Source organism: Dongia sp. P2_B8 (assembly GCF_056404715.1).
Genome location: NZ_JBFUDM010000003.1, coordinates 570,781 through 591,117 on the forward strand (window position 1 = coordinate 570,781; position 20,337 = coordinate 591,117).

Here is a 20,337-nt window from a genome sequence, read left to right on the forward strand (position 1 = left end):
GCAGGATGCCGCGGTGGGGAACCTTCCCCGCCCGGCCCTGTTTCTTATGGGAGAGCCGCAGAGCGACGTGCGGCGCGGATTGACCACCAACAAGGAGAGATAAAATGAGTGCAGAGATTCTGCAGGCGAAAACGCATGTCGAAAACGTCAAGACAGGCATTCAAAACAGCGACCGCAAAGCGGTGGCGGAGGGTGTCGCCAAGGCACTCGCCGATACCTATGCGCTCTATGTGAAGACGCAGGGCTTCCATTGGAATGTCGTCGGGCCACTCTTCTATGGCCTGCACAAGCTGACGGAAGCGCAATATGAAGAACTGGGCGCTGCCATCGATGTGATCGCCGAGCGCATCCGTGCGTTGGGCCATCCGGCCCCGGCCAGCTTCAGCCAGTTTGCAAAATTGACGCAGATCAAGGATGCCGACGGGACCCAGTCCGGCGAGATCATGATCAATGCGTTGATCGTCGATCATGAAACCCTCTCGCGCTCGTTCCGTGAGCTCATTGAGGTGGCGGATAGCGTCGGCGACGTGGCGACGGCTGATCTTTTGACGAGCCGCCTTCATGTGCACGAAAAAGCCGTGTGGATGCTGCGTGCGCTGGTGAGCTGAGCGGAACCATCTGTTTGAGCGTTCGTTAGTACCAGGTGTCTAAAACATTGCGGAAGGAGAAAGCCATGAACCAGGATCAGATTGCAGGCAATTGGAAGCAGCTCAAGGGCAAGGTGAAGGAACAGTGGGGCAAGCTCACCGACGATGACATCACCAAGCTCGAAGGTCATCAGGATCAACTCGTGGGCAAGATCCAGGAACGCTATGGCGTTGCCAAGGAAGAAGCCGAGAAGCAGATCGATACCTTCCGGTCCGCCAACAAAGATCTGTGGCCGAACTAATTCGGTTCGACATGGATGATCAGGTTGGGATGATCAAATTCGGCCCGCGCCTAGCGCGGGCCGAGTGCGTTTTGGGGAACCCACGCGGCATGCCCGCATTGACTATTGCGGCGCTTCAGCGCGGAGAAAGGCAGTGCCCAGATTCATAAAGATTACCGCCATCGTCCTCAGCGTAGTTGTGGGCCTGCTCCTCGTGAGTGCCGGGGCGATCTATGGCGTGTTGCAATCAGACTATCTGCGCAGTGAGGCGCAGTCCCGTATCGGCAGCGCGCTCGGCCGGGAGACCACCATCGCCGCGACCGATATCGAATGGGGCTCGACTACTCATGTGAAGCTTGCGGACGTCAAGATCGCCAATGCCAAATGGGGCAAGGAACCTTATATGCTGGAAGCGGGCCTGGTCGATTTCCAGATTGAGTTGCTGCCTCTCCTGCGCGGGTCTTTCGTCTTTCATGACATCGCGTTGAATGCACCAAAGATCGCGTTGGAGCGGGATGAGAACGGTGCCGAGAATTGGAGCTTCAAGGAAAGTCCAACGATCGCGACGGCGGCGAGTGTTGCCGCACCGGAGGAGCGCGATGAAGCGCCGACCATCGACAAGCTGATCATCACCAAAGGCAAAATGAAATATCTCGATCGCCAGAAAGATCTGGCGTTATCGGGTGATGTGCATATCGGCTCCGGCGAAGCGGAAGGCAAAGACAGAGTGGAATTTCATGCAGATGGCAAACTAGAAGGGAAACCGCTGAAAGTGGATTTCAACGGTGGGTCCATAGAGCTACTGCAGAATGGTGAAAAGCCCTATCCATTGAAACTGTCGGTCGACTTTGGGAAGACCTCGATCGATGTTGCCGGTCAGATTGACGATCCTTTCAAAATGGAGGGTGCCGATCTCGAGATGAAGTTGAAAGGCCCGGATCTTGCCGACATCTTCCCGGTCCTTGGCGTGCCGGCACCGCCAACGCCGCCTTATAGCCTCGCCGGGCATCTGACGCGCAAGGGTAACGTCTGGCAGCTTCAGAAAATGGCCGGTATTGTTGGCAACAGCGATCTGTCGGGCGATGTGAAGGTCGATTATGGGCCGAAGCGGCCATTCCTGACTGCGAAACTGGCCTCCAAGAATTTGGATTTCGACGATCTTGGCCCGCTCGTCGGTATGCCGCCAGCGACAGAAGGCGGTGAGGCGGCCTCCGCCCAGCAGGAACAGACTGCCAAGACGATGGAAGCAGAAGGCGAGCTTTTCCCTGACGTGCCGCTCAAGATGGAAAAGCTGCGGGTGATGGATATGGATGTCACGCTCGATGCCAAGAAGGTCAATGCCGAGAACTATCTGCCAATCCAATCGCTGGACGGTCGGGTGAAGATCGACAACGGTCGGGCTGTGCTCGATCCGCTGAAGATGGGAGTCGCCAATGGAACTGTGGAAGGCAAGATGGTGCTGAACGCCCGGGAATCTGTGCCGGGTGTCACCGCCGATTTGGCCCTTTCCAATCTGGACCTTGCTCTCTTCTTCAGAGGTTCGCCTTACTTTGAAACGACCGGTGGCAAGGTGCAGGCAAAGGTCAACGTCGATGGCGCCGGAAAATCCCTGGCAGACGTCATGGGGACGGCGGTTGGTGATGTTCGCCTGGCCATGAATGGCGGCGCGCTGAGCGGCCTCCTGATCGAGCTGGCAGGTCTCGATATCGGCCAAGCCCTCATTCTATATGTTGAAGATGATGCGAGGATCCCGATCCTGTGCGGCGCCGGACGCATTGTCCTCAATAAGGGCGACGCGAAACTCGGTCATTTCGTGATCGATACCACGGATTCGGTGCTGTACTTCCGCGGCCATGCCAATCTCAAATCCCAGGCGATCGACGTCGAGATTGAGGCCGATGCCAAGGATTTCAGTCTGCTCGATATCGATGCGCCCGTCGATCTCAAAGGAAAAATCCGCAAGCCTGAGATCTCGATCGGAAAAGGTGTGCCAATCCCGCTCATCGAACCAGGGGACGCTAAAGAAGTTTCCTGCGATGCGCTGGTTCGCACGGTGATGACCGCACCGCAGAACTAGGTCACCCTAAGCTATCAGGCGCTGTACCATCGGCTCCGCGGCGATCAGGATCGACCCATCCGGTTGCTGGCCACCCGTCAGAAACTTATGCCGAAGCGCCTGTTCGAAGGTCCGCCTGTGTCGCTCAAATATCTCCAGCAATTGCATGGGCGAGGCATCATCCAATTGCTCGAAGGCGAGGAGCGCCGCTTTGGTGACGCGGCACACCACATGTCCGGATGACGCGATGCCGATCACGCGCAATGTCTCCCGATTGGGATTGTAGATTGGCGTCTCATTGAGAAATGTCAGGGCCAATTTTTCCTCCCTCATTTCGTTGCTGACTACTATGCAACTTAATCGCGGCGGTCACAGTGATTTTTTTGTTAATGTCGGATCGCTGACGAAATACCCGACAGGACTATTTCCCGAATGTGCAATTCGGGAGCGTTCAGAAGGTGATGTCCGCGACGACGGGCAAATGGTCTGACGCATGACGTCCGTCGCGGTCGATCCAGCTTTTGAGGAGAGCCTGCGCCGGCCGGCAGTAGATGCCGTCAAGATCAAGCAGCGGATAGCGCGCGGGAAAGGATTTTTGACGGGAGCGCCCCGGCAGCAACGGCAGGAATGCCCGGCGCACATGGCCATGCCAGTCGTTGAAATCGCCCACCATCACAAGCGGCCCGGCGATAGCGCCGACGATGTCCCGGAGGCGTGGTATCTGCTGACGACATTCGGCGTAGCGGAGGCCAAGGTGCGTTGCTATGACGGTCAGCCTGCCCAGCGGCGTCTCCAGTCCAGCCTCGATGGCAAAGCGCGCTTCCTGACCCGCGACGGAGAGATCGTGGAGGCGCACATCATGCATGGGCCAATGGCTGAGCAGGACATGGCCGTAATGACCGTCCGGCGCCACGATGGTGCGCGCTTCGGCAGCATATTGCCCCAACGCTTTGCTCAGGGCTGCCAGCGGCAAGCTGTCGCTGCGACCGCGCGAATCCACTTCCTGGAGGGCGATGATGTCCGGCGCGTGGCCGCGAATGAGGTCGATGATGCGGGCAAGATTGTAGCGCCGGTCGGCGCCGATTCCGGCATGGATGTTCCAAGTGAGCAGGCGCAGGCGGTTGTTCGGCAAGGTCACGGGGGCGGCCGTTCAGGAACTGCGTTTGCGGAGAGCGCCGATGGCGCGTTGCAAGCCATAGGAGAGGCCGATTGACAGAATGAGCAGCGTAACGAGGGCGRCAATCCCGAGCGGGCTTGGATCCTTGACGACATCAAGGATCTGCCGGCCGAGGAGTGCCATGACAGTGAAGCCCGGCGCCAGTCCCAACGCCGTGCCGAGGGCGTAGTCGAGGGGGTGAATGCGCAGGGCACCGGCAGCCAGATTCACCAGGGTATAGGGTGCTGCAGGGATCAGCCGGATGATTGTGACCGCCATGATACCACGCTCGAGCAGCGCTTCGGAGATGCGATTGAGCCGTGGCCCGCACAGTCGCCGCAGCGCGTTGGTACCAAGCCAGCGGCCGATCGCATAGGTCGCCATGGCGCTGGCCATGGCACCGGCCGCTGCATATCCAAGGCCTGGCCATAGACCGAAGATCGCCACAGTGCCGACGATCAGGATGACGATCGGGAAGGCGACAAAGCCCGCCAGCACGAACGTGCCAACGACCAGCAGCCCTGTCCAGGGGCCACCTGCCGCCAGCAGCCACTGCTCCCAGGCAGCAACCTGCTCGGTCTCGCTCGGGCTGAAGCCCCAGGCGGCCGACAAGGCGCAGAAGCCTATCAGCATCATGGCGGTAAAGGCCCAAGCGGTCTTCTTGCCGGCAAACCATTGCGACAGCGGGCTGACATAACGCTGGAGCGCCATCGGCCGCTCGGGATCGGCAATTGATTTCAGGATCGGCATGGCCGCAATTTCGTCCTCGGCGGCGATGAATTTGACCTTGCCGGAACGAGACGACATCGTATGGATGGCGAGGATCAGCGAGCCCTGGCGCTGCAGCGCCCCCTCAAAGGCTGCAATAGTGCAGCCGCAATGTTCTGCCAACAGGCGGTGGCGGATTTGCCGGATGGCCCGCCGTGCTTTCGCATCCGAAGCGGCGACCACCAGATCGCATTCGCTATCGGTTGCCATGGAGCGGTTGCACAGGTTGGCCGAGCCGATCCGCAGATATTGGTCGTCGACGATCATCACCTTGGAGTGAAGCGAGATATCGATATCCTGCTCGCCGCCGGTGCTGGGTGCCATCACCAGCCAGCGGGTCGGCTGTTCGCAATCTTCCAATTGCCGCAAAAAGTCGTTGCGGCCAGGCAGCATGGCCTGGCGTTCCAGGATGCCGTGATAGCTGTGCGGGCACAGGATCACGACTTCCAAGGCCGCATTTTCCCTGAGACGCGCGGCTAGGGCAGCTGCCACCGGCGCCAACGTAAGATATTGGCTTTCGATATAGATGCTGCGCTGGGCGCAGGCGATCATGTCAAGAAATAGGTATTCCACCTCGCGAATCTCAGGTCGCGCGTCGAAGGCTGGCTCGGTCCTGGCGATCGCCACGGCGACGTTTTCAAAGTCCGGCGTGAGATAAGCCGGCCAAGACACTGCACTTTCGGCTGCAGCCGCCGGCGTCTCGCAGGCGGCGCGCTGCCACCGCATGCGGACCAGGTTCGCCAGTGCCAACGCCGCCGGGCCGTCGACCAGGGCTTGCACATCGTGAAAGGGTGGATAGGCCTTGCCGGCGGGATCCGTGCGCAGGCCGCTATCCGGCAGATGGCGTTCATCGTCCCAACGCCGGATCGTGAGGTCGAGGCCGCCTGAGAAAGCGAGGCCGTCGTCGATGACCACGATCTTCTGGTGGTGTGCCGCACCCAGCGGCACGGTATTGTCCAGGCAGAGATCGATCTGCGGCAAGCGCTTCCAGCGCAGCGCCAGGGACGGCAGCGGCTCGCGCTCGTCGGTGAAGAAGACGGAATAGTCCCATAGCAGGATGCGGATCTTAAGGTGTGGCTTGCGCGCAGCGAGCGCGTCGAGGAAATCACCGAGCGGGACCGGCAGACCGTCATCGACCACGCCGCTGGGCCCCGCCAAGGGCGTCCGGCTGTCGACATCCCAGCCGACGATGTAGATGCTGTGTTCAGCCATCAGCATCGCCGCGCGCACGGCTTCGAAATAAGCCGCCGCATCGATCAGGACTGCGGCACGATGGGCCTGTTCGGTCCGCCAGACATTCCGTCCAGGCGCGAAGAGTGGCCCTATCATGTCGCCCATCATGTCGTTGGTATGCCCGCGCGCGATCCGCGGTTGCCTATCAGCTTCCCGCCTAGCCTCCCGCGCGTCACGCGCCGTCGCCATATCGTGCATGCATCACGTCCGCCTTGATTTCCTTGTGACGGACCAACACCAAAACGGCCTAAAAGTGCCCAGGCTGGCAAGCTGCCGCTGCTTAAGGGGCAGAGAGTGGTGATTTGTCGGGGGATGAGTTGCGGCAGGAAACCTCGCTAAGCAAGGCCGCCATATTTTCTATTATATTTCAGCTAGTTAATGGTGGGTGCGACAGGGATTGAACCTGTGACCCCTACCGTGTGAAGGTAGTGCTCTCCCGCTGAGCTACGCACCCGCCCTAAAGACGCAGCCGAACGAGAACAGGCGGCCGCTGGCGTCAAGGCGCGTTGTTTAGCCTTGGCCCCCCCACAATGTCAATGCAGGCTTGTCAATCTGCCGTGATCGGCGGCGTCCTGCCCTTGACAGATGGCCGCAAGGAGCCGAGTTGATAATGCCTGTGTTCCCAAATCATCGAGGCCGTTCAATGCGTTATTTTGCAAGGTCGCTCGTTCTTGGTGCTGCTGTCCTGGGGCTCACCTGGGTCGGCCTCAGCGAGGAGCGGGAGGCCAGGGCGGCCAAGCCGGTGACCCTCACCTATGCGGGTTACATGGCAGGCCTGCCGGTCTTCACCATGTCCGCTACTTTCACCCTGCCGGCCGGGACCGTGCCGGGGAATGGCGGCTACAGCATATCGGCTGACGGACAGACCGCGGGCAATCTGCGCCTGCTCTATCCCTACCAGGCCAGCATCAATGCCAACGGCGCGCTGAAGAACCAGGCGGCTGCACCTCAGCAGTTCCGCTCGGTCTCCCAGATCATGGGCCGCCAGGAGGCTGTGACGCTTACCTACAATGCAGGCGGCAAGGTCGGCATCAACGCCCAGCCGTTGACGCGCCAGGCACAGGAAGCGGCGGCGCAGGGCTTTGCCAACGGCACGATGGATCCGGCGAGCGCCGTGGTGGCGCTGGTTGCGACCTTTGCCCGGACCCACCAATGCCAGGGGACCTACAAATTGTTCGACGGCGTGCGCCGCTATGATCTGAAGCTGAGCCAGGCCGGTTTCGTTGATCTCAACCCGTTGCAGCAATCCTATTACGACGGATCGGCCACCGAATGCCGCGCGGAACCGCAATTGCTGCAGGGCTTTTCGCAGGCCGCGACGCAGTCGCAATTCTATCCGCAATCTGCGCGGCTGTGGTTGGCGCCGGCAGTGACGGGCCTGCCGGCCATTCCGGTGCGGATCGAAGCACAGAATGCGCTGGGCCTGATGACCCTCGACCTCATCCAGGTTCAGTGATCGAGTGCAGAGAGTGCCATCGGCAGATCGGCAAAGCGCGCAATCTCGTGAAAATCGCCCTGCGTCGCCCGGTCGGCGGGCTGTCCATAGCCTGACGGGATGATCACGGCGGGAACGCCTCCCGCTTTGGCGGTGGCGAGATCTGTAAAGCTGTCGCCGATCATCAGCGCCTCATCCATGGCATATGCCGCGTCGCCACCGGCGCGGGTGATCGCTGCCAGCAATGGCTCTCTGGCCGGCTTGCGTTCCTTCAGCGAATCCCCGCCGATCACGGCTTGGAACAGGGTCGACAGGCCGAAATGATCCAACACCACTTGCGTGGCGGCAAAGGGCTTGTTGGTGCAAAGCGCCAGTTGGCGATCCTGGCGGCGGAACTCTTCCAGAAGTTCGCGCACCTTGGGATAGAGTTCGGTGCGGTTGGTTGAGGCGGCCTCGTAGAGTGTCTTGAAGCGCGGCATCAACTGCTCTGCAGTCTCGGCGCTGCCGGCAGCCTTCAGGGCCCGCGCAAGAAGGATCGGTGCGCCGTCCCCAATCATGGATTTGATGGCGGCAAGTGCCAAGGGCGCCTTGCCCATTTCACCCAGCAAGGCATTGACGGCATCGGCGATGTCCGGGGCCGAATCGATCAGCGTCCCGTCCAAATCGAACACCAGATATCGCCGCCACGCCATAATTCCGCCCTTTTGGCCCTTATTCTAGGCTCATGATCTTGGGGTTGGCCCGTCTCTTGGGCCTCTATCTTGGTATTGGATTGCCGGCGGTGGATATGGCATTTTGCGGCCTATCGCAAGTGGGGGCGGGACATTCGGGCCCGCAAGTTCAGGATCGATCCAGTCTATGTCAGCAGCACCAATCCGCACTGCCGCCATCATCCTTGCCGCCGGCAAGGGCACGCGTATGAAATCGGCCTTGCCCAAGGTCATGCACCAGATCGCCAGCCGCTCGATGATCGGCCATGTGCTGGCCAACCTCGCACCCCTGGGCAGCCAGCCCAATGTGGTGGTGGTGGCACCCGGCATGGACCAGGTGGCGGCCGAAGTGGCGCCCTTGCCCATCGCCATCCAGGCAGATCAGTTGGGCACTGGCCATGCGGTCGGTTGTGCGCGCCAAGCGCTGGGTGGATCAACGGGAGCGTCATTTACGGGCACGGTGCTGGTGCTCTATGGCGACAGCCCGTTCATCACGACGGCAACCCTTGCCAATCTGGTGGCGCGGCGTGCGGCGCCTGACAATCCTGCCGTCGTCGTGCTCGGCATGCGACCGGCAGACCCGGCAAAATATGGCCGGCTGGTCCAGAATTCCAGCGGCGGGCTGGAGCGCATCGTCGAATGGAAGGATGCGACTGAGGCGGAGCGCGCGATCAATCTGTGCAATTCAGGTGTCATGGCGATCGATGGACAGGTGCTGTGGTCGCTCATTGATCGCGTCGACAACAAGAACGCCAAGGGCGAATATTATCTGACCGACATCGTCGAGCTGGCGCGCCACGATGGCCGTCTCTGCGCCGTGGTTGAGGCGCCGGAGGCCGAACTGATGGGCGTCAACAGTCGGGCCGAGCTCGCCATGGCCGAGCGTTTGTTCCAGGACCAACGCCGTGCGCTGGCGATGGAAGAGGGGGCGACGCTGATCGACCCCTCGTCAGTCTTCTTCGCTGCCGATACCAGGCTCGGCCGCGATGTGGTCGTCGGTCCCAACGTCTTCTTTGGCCCCGGTGTCTCTGTGGCCGATGATGTCGAGATCCGAGCGTTCAGCCATATCGAAGGTGCAAAGATCGCGAGCGGTGCCGTGATCGGCCCATTCGCGCGACTGCGTCCGGGGGCCGAGATTGGGGCGGATGCCCATGTCGGCAATTTTGTCGAAGTGAAGAATTCCATCCTCGGCCAGGGTGCCAAGGCCAATCATCTGAGCTATCTCGGTGACGCCGACATTGGGCCTAAGAGCAATATCGGTGCCGGCACCATCACCTGCAATTACGATGGCTATGTGAAGGCGCGCACCCAAATCGGTGCTGGCGCCTTCATCGGGTCGAATTCGGCCCTGGTAGCGCCAGTCAAGGTTGGCGACGGCGCCATCGTCGGTGCTGGCAGTGTTATCACGCGCGATGTCGAGGCGGACGCCATTGCCGTGTCGCGCGCCGAGCAGGTCTCGCGCGCCGGCCGTGCGCGCGATTTCCGCGCTCAGCGGCAGAAGATGAAACAGGACAAGTCCCGCAAGTAAGCGGGTCGCCCCAGTAAACGGGCAAGTAGACGGGAGCTAAAGCGCATGTGCGGTATTGTCGGTATCATCGGCAAGGCAGAAGTCACCCCCTTGCTGTTCGATGGCCTGAAGCGCCTCGAATACCGTGGTTATGATTCGGCTGGCATTGCAACCCTGGTGGATGGCCGCATCGAGCGCCGCCGCGCCGAAGGCAAGCTCGGCAATCTCGGTGCCGTGCTGGAAAAGCAGCCGCTGCCCGGTACCATCGGCATCGGCCATACGCGCTGGGCGACACATGGGCGTCCGTCCGAAAACAACGCACATCCCCATGCGACCGACAAGGTCGCCATCGTGCACAATGGCATCATCGAGAATTTCCAGGAATTGCGTGAGGAACTGGGTCAGCTCGGGGTCAAGTTCACCACCGACACTGACACCGAGGTAGTAGCGCATCTGCTGACGCATTACCTGGAACACGGCCACAGCCCGGAACAGGCGATGGAACGAGCCATGGGCAAGCTCCATGGTGCCTTTTCGCTGGCGATCCTGTTCGCCGATCGGCCGGATATTATCGTGGGTGCCCGGCGTGGTTCGCCACTCGCCGTAGGGTATGGTAATGGCGAGATGTTCCTGGGGTCGGACGCGATGGCCCTTGCTCCCTTCACCAACCGCATCTGCTATCTTGAGGAAGACGATTGGGCCGTCCTCTCCATGGATGGTGCCGTCATCTATAACGATGGCCGCCGCGTCAACCGCGAGGTCAAGCAGACGGCGCTTTCTGGTGCCCTCATCGGCAAGGGCAATTACCGCCATTTCATGATGAAGGAAATTGCCGAACAGCCGACGGTGATCGGCGATACGCTTCAGGCCTTCATGAATCCCTTGGAGCGGCGCGTTCAATTGCCACCGCTGCCCATTGATCTTGCCACGGTGACGCGCCTCACCATCGTTGCCTGCGGAACAGCGCATCTGGCCGGCTTCGTCGCCAAATATTGGCTGGAGAGCGTGGCGCGGCTGCCGGTCGAACTCGATGTCGCCTCCGAATTCCGCTACCGCCAGGCGCCGATGGATCCGGGCGGTGCCATGCTGGTGATCTCCCAATCCGGCGAGACGGCGGATACGCTGGCAGCCCTCCGTTACGCGAAGTCATTGGGCCAGAAGGTGATCTCCGTCCTCAATGTGCCGGAAAGCACCATCGGCCGCGAAAGCGATCTGGTGCTGCACACGCTGGCCGGGCCTGAGATCGGCGTTGCCTCGACCAAGGCGTTCTCGACGCAGCTGGTGGTGCTCGCCTGCTTCGCGCTGGCAGCGGCGCGGGCGCGCGGTGCCATTGATGCCGCGCGCGAAGCGCAACTGTCGGCCGCCCTCATGGAATTGCCGGCGCGCGTGGCAGAAGTCCTCAATCATGATGCGCATCTGCGCGAGATCGCGTTGAAGGTCGCGGAAGCGCGCGATGTGCTGTTCCTCGGCCGCGGCACCTCCTATCCGGTGGCGCTGGAAGGTGCGCTGAAACTCAAGGAAATCTCCTACATCCATGCCGAAGGTTATGCCGCCGGCGAGATGAAGCACGGTCCCATTGCACTCATTGATGAAAGCGTTCCTGTCATTGTTGTGGCACCGACCGACGAGCTGTTCGATAAGACGTTCTCGAATCTGCAGGAAGTGATGGCGCGCGGCGGCCGCGTCGTGTTCCTGTCGGATGCCGATGGCGTCAAGAAACTCGGCAGCCAGGCGATGGCGGTGGTGGAACTGCCGAAGGTCGATCCCTTCGTCTCGCCGATCCTTTACACCATTCCGGTGCAGTTGCTTGCCTATCACGCGGCAATTGCCAAGGGGACGGATGTCGACCAGCCGCGCAATCTCGCAAAGAGTGTCACGGTGGAATAAGTAACTTCGTTTGGAGGTTTGAAATGACGGCGTCTGCTGCAATCAAGCTGGGCCAGCTCTCCGTGCGCTATCTCATCGACGGTTCGAAGGTCGGCGGTGTGGGCATGTTCGAGCTGGAAGTGCCGCCGGGTTCAAATGTGCCACCGCCGCACAGCCACAGTCTGAATGACGAAGTCGTTTACGTTCTCGAAGGAAAATTGCGCTATTCGGTCGATGCGGAAACACGCGACCTTGGCGTCGGCGATTTCATGTACTCGCCAAAGGGCAGTGTGCATCGGTTCAGCAACCCGTTTCAGGAAAATGTCCGGGCGCTGATCGTACAATCACCCGATATCGGGGCACAGTATTTTCAAGACATTGCCGGCGTGGTGAATGTCGACGGCCCGCCGGACAAGGCAGCTTTTGTCGCAATCATGACACGCTACGGTCTGGTGCCCGCAGCGCCGGGCGGCGTCTAATTGCGGCTCAGCGGGTATTCTCCGACATCACCCGTTCCGGCGGGAAGACCATGATCACGCGCGTGCCGGCGCCCGGCAGGCTGGTGATTTCCAGGCGGCCGCCATGCATGTCCATCAGCCGCCGGCTGATGGCAAGGCCAAGGCCCACGCCGCCATAGCGGCGCGACAGGCTGGATTCACCCTGTGCGAAGGGCTTGCCCAATTGCGGCAGCAAGGCTGGATCGATGCCCTTGCCGGTGTCCGACACGGCGACCAGCAGGCCATCTTCTCCGGCGTTGGTGGCTGTCACCGTGACGCTGCCGTTGCGCGGCGTGAATTTGAGGGCATTGGACAGAAGGTTGCTCAGAATCTGCTTGAAGGCGCGTTCCTCACCCAGTAGCGCGGGCAAGGGTCCCGTCTTGTCGATGGTGAAGCTGATGCCATCGCGCTTTGCCTGGTTGGCAAAATGCTGGCTGCATTCATGGATCGCGGCAGGCACATCGAACGGGAATTCCTGCAGATGGCGAGCACCGCTTTCAATGCGCGACATTTCCAAAAGGTCGCTGATGATTTCAAGAAGATGCCGGCTGCTGGTGCGGATGGCATCAATGCTTTCATTGTAGGTTGCCGGTACCGGTCCCAGGATCTGCTGGGCAAGCACATCTGAAAAACCGATCACGGCATTCAACGGGGTGCGCAGTTCGTGGCTCATATTGGCCAGGAACTCGGTCTTGGCGCGATCGGCTGACTCGGCGCGGATGCGTGCCTCGTTCATGGCCTTTTCGCGCGCCTTGATGTCGGTGATGTCGAGTACAATCCCTTCCAGCCGGACCAGTCTGCCGTCGCTGTCCAGCATCGGCTCGCCCTGTTGCCGGACGAACCGGACGGACCCGTCGGGCAGGATGATGCGATGGTCGACCTGGAACGGTGCTGGATGCTCGGTGGTCTGCTGAATACCCTTCAGAAGCATGTCGCGATCGGCTGGATGGACGCAGTCCAGCATGCGCTCGAAGGTGAAAGTAAGGCTGCCAGGCTGAAAACCAAAGATGCGGTAGACCTCGTCCGAGCAGAACACGTCGCCGGTAGTCATGTTGCGCGACCAATTACCGACATGGGCGATGCGCTGCGCGTTGGCGAGGCTCTGATGGGCGCGGCGCAGGTCGGCTTCGGCGTTCTTGCGTTCGCTGATATCCTGCAGGACACCAAAGGCGCCGACGACCTTGCCCTCGGCATCCTTCAACTGTTCGGCCAGCGAGCGCAGCCAGATTTCAGCACCATCGGGGCGGCGCAGGCGGTAATCGATGTCGTAGCCGGCACGGCGGCCTTCGCGCATTTCCTCGATCACCCGCATCAGCCGCAGGCGGTCGTCCGGATGCGGAAAGCGCTGCTCGAATTCGCCATTCATCATCGAGGTCTGTGCTGTCTCGATGTCGATGCCGGTGATCGCGGCCGCTTCCTTGGACCAGATGGCGTTGCGCAATGTCGTGCCGGTGCTGCTACTATCCTTGAGCCAGGACCAATAGCCAAGACGGGCCAGATGATGCGCCGTTTCCAGCTGGTGTTCCTTGTCGCGCAGCTGATGTTCGCCGCGGCGGATGTCGGTGATGTCGTGGATCATGCCGGTGGCGTGGAGTGCCGTCCCGGCAGCATCGCGCTCCCGGAGGGCTACCGAGCGCAAGGTGCGATCACCTAACAGCGGATGAAGGTAATCATATTCGACCGTGTAGTGATCGGTCTTGCCGTGCCGGAAGCGCAACAAGGTATCGAGTACGCGGGCACGGTCGGTTTCATGCACAAAGCGATGGCAGAATTCCTCGGTCGAGAGCGCCTGCATCTGATGCTCGGAGATGCCGCTGATCGCCTGCGCCTCCGGCGAATAATGGAAGTTGGTGGTGGGGGCCTTCGATTCGTCGTTTTGGTGGCCGGCCTCTTCCCAGAACCAATAGCCGATCCCGGCAAGCTTATGTGCTGCGGTCAGGATCAGTTGCACCTTCTGCACCGCCAGTTCGGCACGGCGAATTTCCGTGAGGTCCTGGACGATCCCGGTCATTTCGGTGATGTCACCCTTGGCGTTCCGCAATTTTTCCGAAATGACGCGGATATGGCGATGGCTGCCGTCCGGCCGCCGGATGCGATAATCCTGGGTCAGGTGATCCTCGTCGGATCTGATGAAGGCGTGGTAGGCCTCCATCGCCACGAGCCGGTCTTCCGGATGAATGAGGGCGGCATAGGCGGAATCGTCGCCATTGTTGAGCACCGCCATCGGTTGGTCGAAGATTTCGGCGGCTTCCGCGGCGTAGCTGTATTCCCCATCGCTGTCCTGCGCGATCCTCGGGCCGATGGGGAATTTGGGCACCCAGTTCCAATGCGCCAGTTTTGCGATCCGGTGGGCGCGGAGCAGGGCCATTTCAGACCGGTGCATGCCGCTGCCCCCTGCTTCTGCAGGTCTGGCGATATCGGCTGGTGCCGGTGTGGGCGGGCCAAGGGGGCGCATGTGCCGGCCCATGATGCCAAGCGCACAGGCGCCCATGGCGGCCATGGCGCCAACGACGATGCCGGTCTCAAGTGAAAATTGGTCCCGCGCGACAAGCAAGCCGATGCTGGCAAGTGCGGTGGTGGAAAGCAGGGCAAGACCGCCCGTCCATGCTCGATGCGGCGACGGCCGGCGTGACGATGCCGGCGCAGCAAAGACATTTCGGGACAAGCCGGCCTCGCCGAGGCTGGGTTCTGTCAATTCATCCTCCGTGGCACCGCCACGCCCCCAAAAGAGATAACCTCTCGTATAACTGAGCGCGGATCGGCAGCCCCCGACCCGCGCCCCCCTGACAAACCCAATCGCTACAAACTCAATCGATCTCTTGTTTACGAATCGAGACCTAATCCCTAACATGAAAAGTAGCATGTTAACGTTCTGTTAACCAACACAAACATACAGCAAGCGCACACTATTTGTGAAGAAGCTGTGGATATGGTGGAAATTGAGGATTTTCGCAGGGATCTGGCGCAGATTCAGGGCGTCAGGGCCACGAAATCCCCCGTTCGCGGTGTGTTATCGCCCTCCGGATGCCAGCCTCAAACGCTGAGGCAAGGGCTCACCCCATTGAGGGGCAAATGGGCGTCATTCCCTGGCGCCGTCTTCAGCGAGGACGAGGCAATATAGGGAACACCGTCAGCGCCGAAGGCCACGAACTGGATGGCGCCGTTGGGCCGGACGAACATCACGAAGCAGTTCGGCGCACCGTCGCGGTAGTTGGGATAGGCGTAACAAACCTCGCCATCCTGCAGCCACCATTTGCCAGGATAGGTGCAGCCTTTCTCGAAATAGGCGGTCCTGCCGTCGGCCAGATGATATTCGATCCAATCCTCGCCATCGTAATAGCGGCCGTAGATGGTGAGCTCGTCGAGTTTCTTGCGAATTTCGGCGGGATTGGTGATCGCGACGGCATCGGGGGCCAGATCCGGGACGGTGTCCGGCGCGAGGTCGGGGACGTCTGTTGGCGTCTCGGCACGGGTGGGGATCGTGAGCAGCGGCAACACCAGGCCGGCGGCCAACATCTGGCCGAGGAGACCAAGGCGCAACAGGCGAGCAACACTTTGCGCCAGGCTGAGTTTCACGATTCCATCTCCGGCTGTTTGGGCATTTTAACGCGACAATCTTGGCACAATGGTGGCGCCGGTGGAAAAGCGAACCTCGCAGCCGCATAAAAAACGTTGACGAGCCATGAATTCCGAATTAAATCCGGAAAACAAGCCATAATGCTGGTTCTTGTCCATGCTGGACGATATCGACCGATCCATTGTCAGCCTCCTGCAGGCCGACGCCACCTTGGCCTATGCCGATCTTGGTGAACGCGTTGGCCTGTCCGCCTCGACGATCAATGATCGATTGAAGCGGCTCCGGGCGAAAGGGATCATTCGTCGCATCAGCGCTGAGATTGATCCGCATTCTCTGGGTCTCGACCTTCTGGTTTTCGTGCTGGTAGAGGTCGGCGGGATCGAGGCTGAACGCGCCTTCCTCACCGCCATGCAGGATGTTCCTGCCGTAATGGAATGCCATCACATTGCCGGCGACTTCTCCTACCTGCTGAAGGTATGCGTGGCATCGACCGGCGCCTATGAGGATTTTCTCAACAGCCACATCAAGAATTTGGCAGGCATCCGGCGGACGCAAAGTCTCATAGCCCTGTCTAGCCCCAAGGACAGCCGCGCGCTGCCCACCAATGTCGTGAAAGAAGGGGCCTGACCATGGACCCGTTGATCCACGAACTGCTGCTGCTTGCCAAGGGAGTCGGCATCGGCTTTGCCGTGGCGGCGCCGGTCGGTCCGATCGGCATGCTGTGCATCCGGCTGACGCTGGAAAAAGGCCGCTTGGCGGGCTTTTGTGGCGGGCTGGGCGCCGCGGTGGCCGACACGATTTTTGCAGCGATCGGCGCCTTTGCCATCATCGGCGCCTTTGGCCTCACAGCCGGCGGCAATTCCATCGAGGCCTATCGCACCTGGTTTGAACTGGGAGGCGGCCTGTTCCTGATCGCCTTTGGCGTGCATCTGGGGCTGAAGCGGCCGATCATCACCAGCGACGACCAGGAAGTGCCACAGACCCTGCTTGCCGATTTTGCCAAGACCTTGATCCTCACCCTCGCCAATCCGGTGACGATCCTGTCCTTCATCGCGATCTTTGCCGGCGTGCCCGGCATGGCGCGGATCGAGCTTGGCATGATGCCGCTCCTGACCGTTGGCGTCTTCGTGGGCTCCGCCGGCTGGTGGCTGACCCTGGCGATCGTGGTCGGGCTCATCCGCCACATGATTTCCGAGACGGTCTTCATCTGGCTCAACCGCATCGCCGGCGGCCTGCTGGTAGCCTTTGGCTTCTATACCTTGGTACATCTGGCCGGCACCTATTTCGGGGGCGGCCAATAGGTCATCCGGCAGGTTGCCGATCATGGGCCTGGATGCTAGTTTCCGGCCCGATTTCGTCGTTTTCCGCATAGATTGGACTGATCCCACGCCATGTCATTGGACAGCAAGACCGTCGCCAACATCGCCACTTTGGCCCGCATCCGGGTGCCCGAAGCCGATCTTCCGGGCCTTGCCCAGGAACTTTCCGGCATCATGACCTGGATCGAGCAATTGAACGAGGTGGACACCAAGGGCGTGCAACCGATGTCCGGCGTGCTCGCGCGCGACATGCCGCGCCGTCCCGATGTGGTCAATGACGGTGGCGACGCCAATAAGGTGCTGGCCAATGCGCCGGAGCCCGCCCATGGCTTCTTCACCGTCCCCAAAGTGGTCGAGTGAGGAGCGCATCATGAGCGATTTGACGCATCTCACCATTGCTGCGGCCCTCGACGGGCTCGCTGCCAAGAAATTCTCGGCGCGGGAGTTGACCGATGCCCATATTCAAAAGATGGGCACAGCGAAAGGCCTGAACGCCTACATCACAGAGACGCCGGAGAAGGCGCGGGCCCAGGCCGATGCGTCCGACGCGCGCCGCGCTGCCGGCGGCAAGGTCGGCGCACTCGATGGCATTCCGCTCGGCATCAAGGATTTGTTCTGTACAGAGGGTGTGCAGACGACGGCGGGCTCGCACATTCTGGAAGGCTTCAAGCCGACCTACGAATCGACCGTCACCACGAACCTGTTCAAGGCAGGCGCGGTCATGCTGGGCAAGCTCAACCTCGACGAGTTCGCTATGGGCTCCAGCAACAAGACTTCCTACTACGGGAACGTCATCAACCCGTGGAAGCGGAGAGGCGACAGCACAGACCTCGTTCCCGGCGGTTCGTCCGGTGGGTCGTCAGCCGCGGTCGCCGCGCGCATCGCCATGGGGGCCACGGGTACCGATACCGGCGGTTCAATCCGCCAGCCTGCTGCCTTGACCGGTACGGTCGGGATCAAGCCGACCTATGGCCGCTGCTCGCGCTGGGGCATCGTTGCGTTTGCCTCCTCGCTCGACCAGGCCGGGCCGATCGCCCGCTCGGTGGAAGACTGCGCCATCATGCTGGGTGCGATGGCGGGCCACGACCCGAAGGATTCGACGTCGGTCGAAATGGCCGTGCCGGATTTCCGCAAGGGCCTGACTGGCGATATCCGGGGCCTGCGCGTTGGCATCCCGAAGGAATACCGTGTCGATGGCATGTCGCAGGAGATCAGCGATCTCTGGGCCAAGGGTGCCGATTGGTTGAAGGCGCAGGGCGCCGAGATCAAGGAGATCTCGCTGCCGCACACCAAATACGCGCTGCCGACCTATTACATCATTGCGCCCGCGGAAGCGTCGTCCAATCTCGCGCGCTATGACGGCGTGCGTTTTGGCCTGCGCGTGCCTGGCAACTCGCTGGATGAGATGTATGAACTCACCCGCGCCGCCGGCTTCGGCAAGGAAGTGAAGCGCCGCATCCTCATCGGCACCTATGTGCTCTCGGCCGGCTACTACGACGCCTATTATCTGCAGGCGCAGAAGATCCGGGCCCTCATCCTGAAGGATTTCACCGACGCCTTCAAAGATGTCGATGTGATCCTGACGCCGTCGACGCCATCGGCGGCCTTCGGCTTCCATGAGAATGAGGACGATCCGGTGCAGATGTACCTCCAAGACGTCTTTACCGTGACCGTGAATCTGGCTGGCCTCCCGGGTATTTCCGTGCCGGCGGGTCTCGACAGCAAAGGCCTGCCCCTGGGGCTGCAGATGATCGGCCGCGCCTTCGATGAAGAGACGCTGCTGCGTTCCGCCCAGGCCCTGGAAAAGGCCGCCAATTTCACCGCCCTGCCGGCGGGAGTGTGATGCACATGAGCGATACCTTGATCAACGACAAGAATCTGATCGACGGCCGCACTGGCAAGTGGGAGGTCGTGCTCGGCCTCGAAGTCCACGCGCAGGTAACCTCGAAATCAAAACTGTTCTCGGGGGCCGCCACCGATTTTGGCGCCGAGCCGAACACACAGGTGAGCCTGGTCGATGCCGGCTTCCCCGGCATGCTGCCGGTCATCAATGAGGTCTGCGTCGAGCAGGCGGTGAAGACAGGCCTGGGGTTGAAGGCACAGATCAACCTTACCTCCGTCTTCGACCGGAAGAATTATTTCTATGCCGATCTGCCCAATGGCTACCAGATCAGCCAGTTCCTGCAGCCGATCGTCGGCAAAGGGACCATCGTGCTGGATCTCGCTGAGGGTGAACATCGTGAGGTCGGTATCACACGCCTGCATCTGGAACAGGATGCGGGCAAGAGCCTTCACGACCAGCATCCCTCGAAGACCTATGTCGATCTCAATCGCGCTGGTGTGGCGCTGATGGAGATCGTCTCGGAACCCGATATGCGCTCGTCGGAAGAGGCGGCGGCTTACTTGAAGAAGCTGCGTTCGATCCTGCGCTATCTCGGGACGTGCGACGGCAACATGGACGAAGGCTCGATGCGCTGCGACGTCAACGTCTCGGTGCGCAAGGTCGGCGACCCTCTTGGCACGCGCTGCGAAATCAAGAACGTGAACTCGATCCGCTATGTGGCGGCCGCCATCGAGCATGAGGCGCGGCGCCAGATCGAGGTGATCGAGGAAGGCGGTACGATCCGCCAGGAAACGCGCTTGTGGGATCCGGGCAAGGGTATGACGCGCRCCATGCGCTCCAAGGAGCAGGCGCATGATTACCGCTATTTCCCGGACCCTGATCTGCTGCCCTTGAAGCTGGACGCGGCCTGGGTGGAAGGCTTGAAGGCCGGCCTGCCGGAACTGCCGGACGCCAAGCGCGCGCGCTTTGTGAAGGATCTGGGCCTCTCCGATTACGATGCCGGCGTGCTGGTCTCGGAAAAGGAATCCGCTGACTTTTATGAGCTTGCGGCCAAGGGGCATGACGCCAAGCTCACGGCCAACTGGCTGACCTCGGAATTGTTCGGGCGCCTGAATGCGGTCGGCAAGTCGATCACGGAAAGTCCAGTCTCTGCCCAGGCGCTGGGCGAGCTCGTCGGTCTCATCGAGGACAACACGATCTCCGGCCGCATCGCCAAGGACGTGTTCACCGAGATGTTCGAGACTGGCAAGTCGGCTTCAGCCATCGTCGATGAGAAGGGCCTGCGGCAGGTGCTCGACACCGGGGCCATTGATGTCGAGATCGACAAGATCATGGCAGCCAATGCTGACAAGGTCGCCGAGTACCGCTCCGGTAAGGACAAATTGTTCGGCTTCTTCGTTGGCCAGGTGATGCGCGCCATGGGCGGCAAAGCCAATCCGGCTATGCTTAACGAACGGTTAAAGGCAAAACTGGCGGCCTAAGACGTTCGGCCATAAGGCGGG

General features: G+C 60.9%; 18 protein-coding genes and 1 tRNA gene. 12 read left to right on the forward strand and 7 right to left on the reverse strand.

The features are described from left to right. Positions 1-104: 104 nt before the first annotated feature. From AC1DWZ_RS10265 to AC1DWZ_RS10275, 3 genes are all read left to right on the forward strand, one after another. On the forward strand, positions 105-608 hold the full coding sequence (locus AC1DWZ_RS10265; RefSeq protein WP_477168790.1) for a Dps family protein: 504 nt from the start codon (positions 105-107) through the stop codon (positions 606-608). Positions 609-673: 65 nt separating this feature from the next. Then, the gene (locus AC1DWZ_RS10270; protein WP_477168791.1) at positions 674-889 is read left to right on the forward strand and encodes a CsbD family protein; all 216 of its coding nucleotides are present in this window, start codon (positions 674-676) and stop codon (positions 887-889) included. Between the two features lie 133 nt (positions 890-1,022). Beyond that, entirely contained in the window at positions 1,023-2,945 is a 1,923-nt protein-coding gene (locus tag AC1DWZ_RS10275; protein WP_477168792.1) for an AsmA family protein, read from the forward strand. A gap of 6 nt (positions 2,946-2,951) precedes the next feature. On the opposite strand, the gene AC1DWZ_RS10280 is transcribed toward AC1DWZ_RS10275, so the two are convergent. The 4 genes from AC1DWZ_RS10280 to AC1DWZ_RS10295 form a co-directional block, all read right to left on the reverse strand. After that, positions 2,952-3,242 carry a DUF1488 family protein gene (locus tag AC1DWZ_RS10280; RefSeq protein WP_477168793.1) on the reverse strand — a complete coding sequence of 97 codons (291 nt, stop codon included), beginning with the start codon at positions 3,240-3,242 and terminating at the stop codon, positions 2,952-2,954. A 133-nt stretch (positions 3,243-3,375) separates the two neighbouring features. Then, on the reverse strand, positions 3,376-4,062 hold the full coding sequence (locus tag AC1DWZ_RS10285) for an endonuclease/exonuclease/phosphatase family protein (protein WP_477168794.1): 687 nt from the start codon (positions 4,060-4,062) through the stop codon (positions 3,376-3,378). A gap of 12 nt (positions 4,063-4,074) precedes the next feature. Next, positions 4,075-6,177, reverse strand: a complete 2,103-nt coding sequence (locus tag AC1DWZ_RS10290; RefSeq protein ID WP_477168795.1) for a VTT domain-containing protein — start codon at positions 6,175-6,177, stop codon at positions 4,075-4,077. A 283-nt stretch (positions 6,178-6,460) separates the two neighbouring features. Then, positions 6,461-6,535: transfer RNA gene (locus tag AC1DWZ_RS10295), tRNA-Val, on the reverse strand. A gap of 189 nt (positions 6,536-6,724) precedes the next feature. Here AC1DWZ_RS10295 and AC1DWZ_RS10300 point away from each other — a divergent pair. Continuing rightward, positions 6,725-7,537 (forward strand): DUF3108 domain-containing protein, encoded by an 813-nt coding sequence (locus tag AC1DWZ_RS10300; protein ID WP_477168796.1) that lies wholly within the window; start codon positions 6,725-6,727, stop codon positions 7,535-7,537. Here AC1DWZ_RS10300 and gph read toward each other — a convergent pair. Beyond that, the gene (gene gph, locus AC1DWZ_RS10305) at positions 7,531-8,208 is read right to left on the reverse strand and encodes a phosphoglycolate phosphatase (protein ID WP_477168797.1); all 678 of its coding nucleotides are present in this window, start codon (positions 8,206-8,208) and stop codon (positions 7,531-7,533) included. The genes AC1DWZ_RS10300 and gph overlap by 7 nt on opposite strands. 166 nt (positions 8,209-8,374) lie before the next feature. Between gph and glmU the strand changes: the two genes are divergently transcribed. The 3 genes from glmU to AC1DWZ_RS10320 are packed head-to-tail and all read left to right on the forward strand — an operon-like array spanning position 8,375 to position 12,078. Next, positions 8,375-9,754, forward strand: coding sequence for a bifunctional UDP-N-acetylglucosamine diphosphorylase/glucosamine-1-phosphate N-acetyltransferase GlmU (gene glmU, locus AC1DWZ_RS10310; RefSeq protein ID WP_477168798.1), 1,380 nt, complete (start codon positions 8,375-8,377; stop codon positions 9,752-9,754). A 45-nt stretch (positions 9,755-9,799) separates the two neighbouring features. Beyond that, a complete protein-coding gene (gene glmS, locus AC1DWZ_RS10315; protein WP_477168799.1) occupies positions 9,800-11,620 on the forward strand; it encodes a glutamine--fructose-6-phosphate transaminase (isomerizing) in 1,821 nt (606 codons plus the stop codon). Positions 11,621-11,643: 23 nt separating this feature from the next. Further along, positions 11,644-12,078, forward strand: coding sequence for a cupin domain-containing protein (locus tag AC1DWZ_RS10320; protein WP_477168800.1), 435 nt, complete (start codon positions 11,644-11,646; stop codon positions 12,076-12,078). Between the two features lie 7 nt (positions 12,079-12,085). On the opposite strand, the gene AC1DWZ_RS10325 is transcribed toward AC1DWZ_RS10320, so the two are convergent. Further along, on the reverse strand, positions 12,086-14,791 hold the full coding sequence (locus tag AC1DWZ_RS10325) for a PAS domain-containing sensor histidine kinase (RefSeq protein ID WP_477168801.1): 2,706 nt from the start codon (positions 14,789-14,791) through the stop codon (positions 12,086-12,088). 338 nt (positions 14,792-15,129) lie between these two features. Beyond that, positions 15,130-15,672, reverse strand: a complete 543-nt coding sequence (locus AC1DWZ_RS10330; RefSeq protein ID WP_477168802.1) for a hypothetical protein — start codon at positions 15,670-15,672, stop codon at positions 15,130-15,132. Between the two features lie 157 nt (positions 15,673-15,829). Between AC1DWZ_RS10330 and AC1DWZ_RS10335 the strand changes: the two genes are divergently transcribed. The 5 genes from AC1DWZ_RS10335 to gatB all read left to right on the forward strand — a co-directional run bounded on the left by AC1DWZ_RS10335 (position 15,830) and on the right by gatB (position 20,316). Beyond that, the gene (locus AC1DWZ_RS10335; protein ID WP_477168803.1) at positions 15,830-16,300 is read left to right on the forward strand and encodes an Lrp/AsnC family transcriptional regulator; all 471 of its coding nucleotides are present in this window, start codon (positions 15,830-15,832) and stop codon (positions 16,298-16,300) included. A gap of 2 nt (positions 16,301-16,302) precedes the next feature. Then, a complete protein-coding gene (locus AC1DWZ_RS10340; RefSeq protein WP_477168804.1) occupies positions 16,303-16,974 on the forward strand; it encodes a LysE family translocator in 672 nt (223 codons plus the stop codon). Between the two features lie 90 nt (positions 16,975-17,064). Beyond that, positions 17,065-17,352 (forward strand): Asp-tRNA(Asn)/Glu-tRNA(Gln) amidotransferase subunit GatC, encoded by a 288-nt coding sequence (gene gatC / locus AC1DWZ_RS10345; RefSeq protein ID WP_477168805.1) that lies wholly within the window; start codon positions 17,065-17,067, stop codon positions 17,350-17,352. 10 nt (positions 17,353-17,362) lie between these two features. Beyond that, the gene (gene gatA, locus AC1DWZ_RS10350) at positions 17,363-18,835 is read left to right on the forward strand and encodes an Asp-tRNA(Asn)/Glu-tRNA(Gln) amidotransferase subunit GatA (RefSeq protein WP_477168806.1); all 1,473 of its coding nucleotides are present in this window, start codon (positions 17,363-17,365) and stop codon (positions 18,833-18,835) included. 5 nt (positions 18,836-18,840) lie between these two features. Next, a complete protein-coding gene (gene gatB, locus AC1DWZ_RS10355) occupies positions 18,841-20,316 on the forward strand; it encodes an Asp-tRNA(Asn)/Glu-tRNA(Gln) amidotransferase subunit GatB (RefSeq protein WP_477168807.1) in 1,476 nt (491 codons plus the stop codon). The last annotated feature ends 21 nt before the right edge of the window (positions 20,317-20,337 follow it).

What these genes read in the sequence shown, in the direction of transcription:
- AC1DWZ_RS10265 (WP_477168790.1), top strand. Translation starts at nt 105, where the DNA reads ATGAGTGCAGAGATTCTGCAGGCGAAAACGCATGTCGAAAACGTCAAG.
- AC1DWZ_RS10270 (WP_477168791.1), top strand. Translation starts at nt 674, where the DNA reads ATGAACCAGGATCAGATTGCAGGCAATTGGAAGCAGCTCAAGGGCAAG.
- AC1DWZ_RS10300 (WP_477168796.1), top strand. Translation starts at nt 6,725, where the DNA reads ATGCGTTATTTTGCAAGGTCGCTCGTTCTTGGTGCTGCTGTCCTGGGG.
- gph (WP_477168797.1), bottom strand. Translation starts at nt 8,208, where the DNA reads ATGGCGTGGCGGCGATATCTGGTGTTCGATTTGGACGGGACGCTGATC.
- glmU (WP_477168798.1), top strand. Translation starts at nt 8,375, where the DNA reads ATGTCAGCAGCACCAATCCGCACTGCCGCCATCATCCTTGCCGCCGGC.
- glmS (WP_477168799.1), top strand. Translation starts at nt 9,800, where the DNA reads ATGTGCGGTATTGTCGGTATCATCGGCAAGGCAGAAGTCACCCCCTTG.
- AC1DWZ_RS10320 (WP_477168800.1), top strand. Translation starts at nt 11,644, where the DNA reads ATGACGGCGTCTGCTGCAATCAAGCTGGGCCAGCTCTCCGTGCGCTAT.
- AC1DWZ_RS10335 (WP_477168803.1), top strand. Translation starts at nt 15,830, where the DNA reads ATGCTGGACGATATCGACCGATCCATTGTCAGCCTCCTGCAGGCCGAC.
- AC1DWZ_RS10340 (WP_477168804.1), top strand. Translation starts at nt 16,303, where the DNA reads ATGGACCCGTTGATCCACGAACTGCTGCTGCTTGCCAAGGGAGTCGGC.
- gatC (WP_477168805.1), top strand. Translation starts at nt 17,065, where the DNA reads ATGTCATTGGACAGCAAGACCGTCGCCAACATCGCCACTTTGGCCCGC.
- gatA (WP_477168806.1), top strand. Translation starts at nt 17,363, where the DNA reads ATGAGCGATTTGACGCATCTCACCATTGCTGCGGCCCTCGACGGGCTC.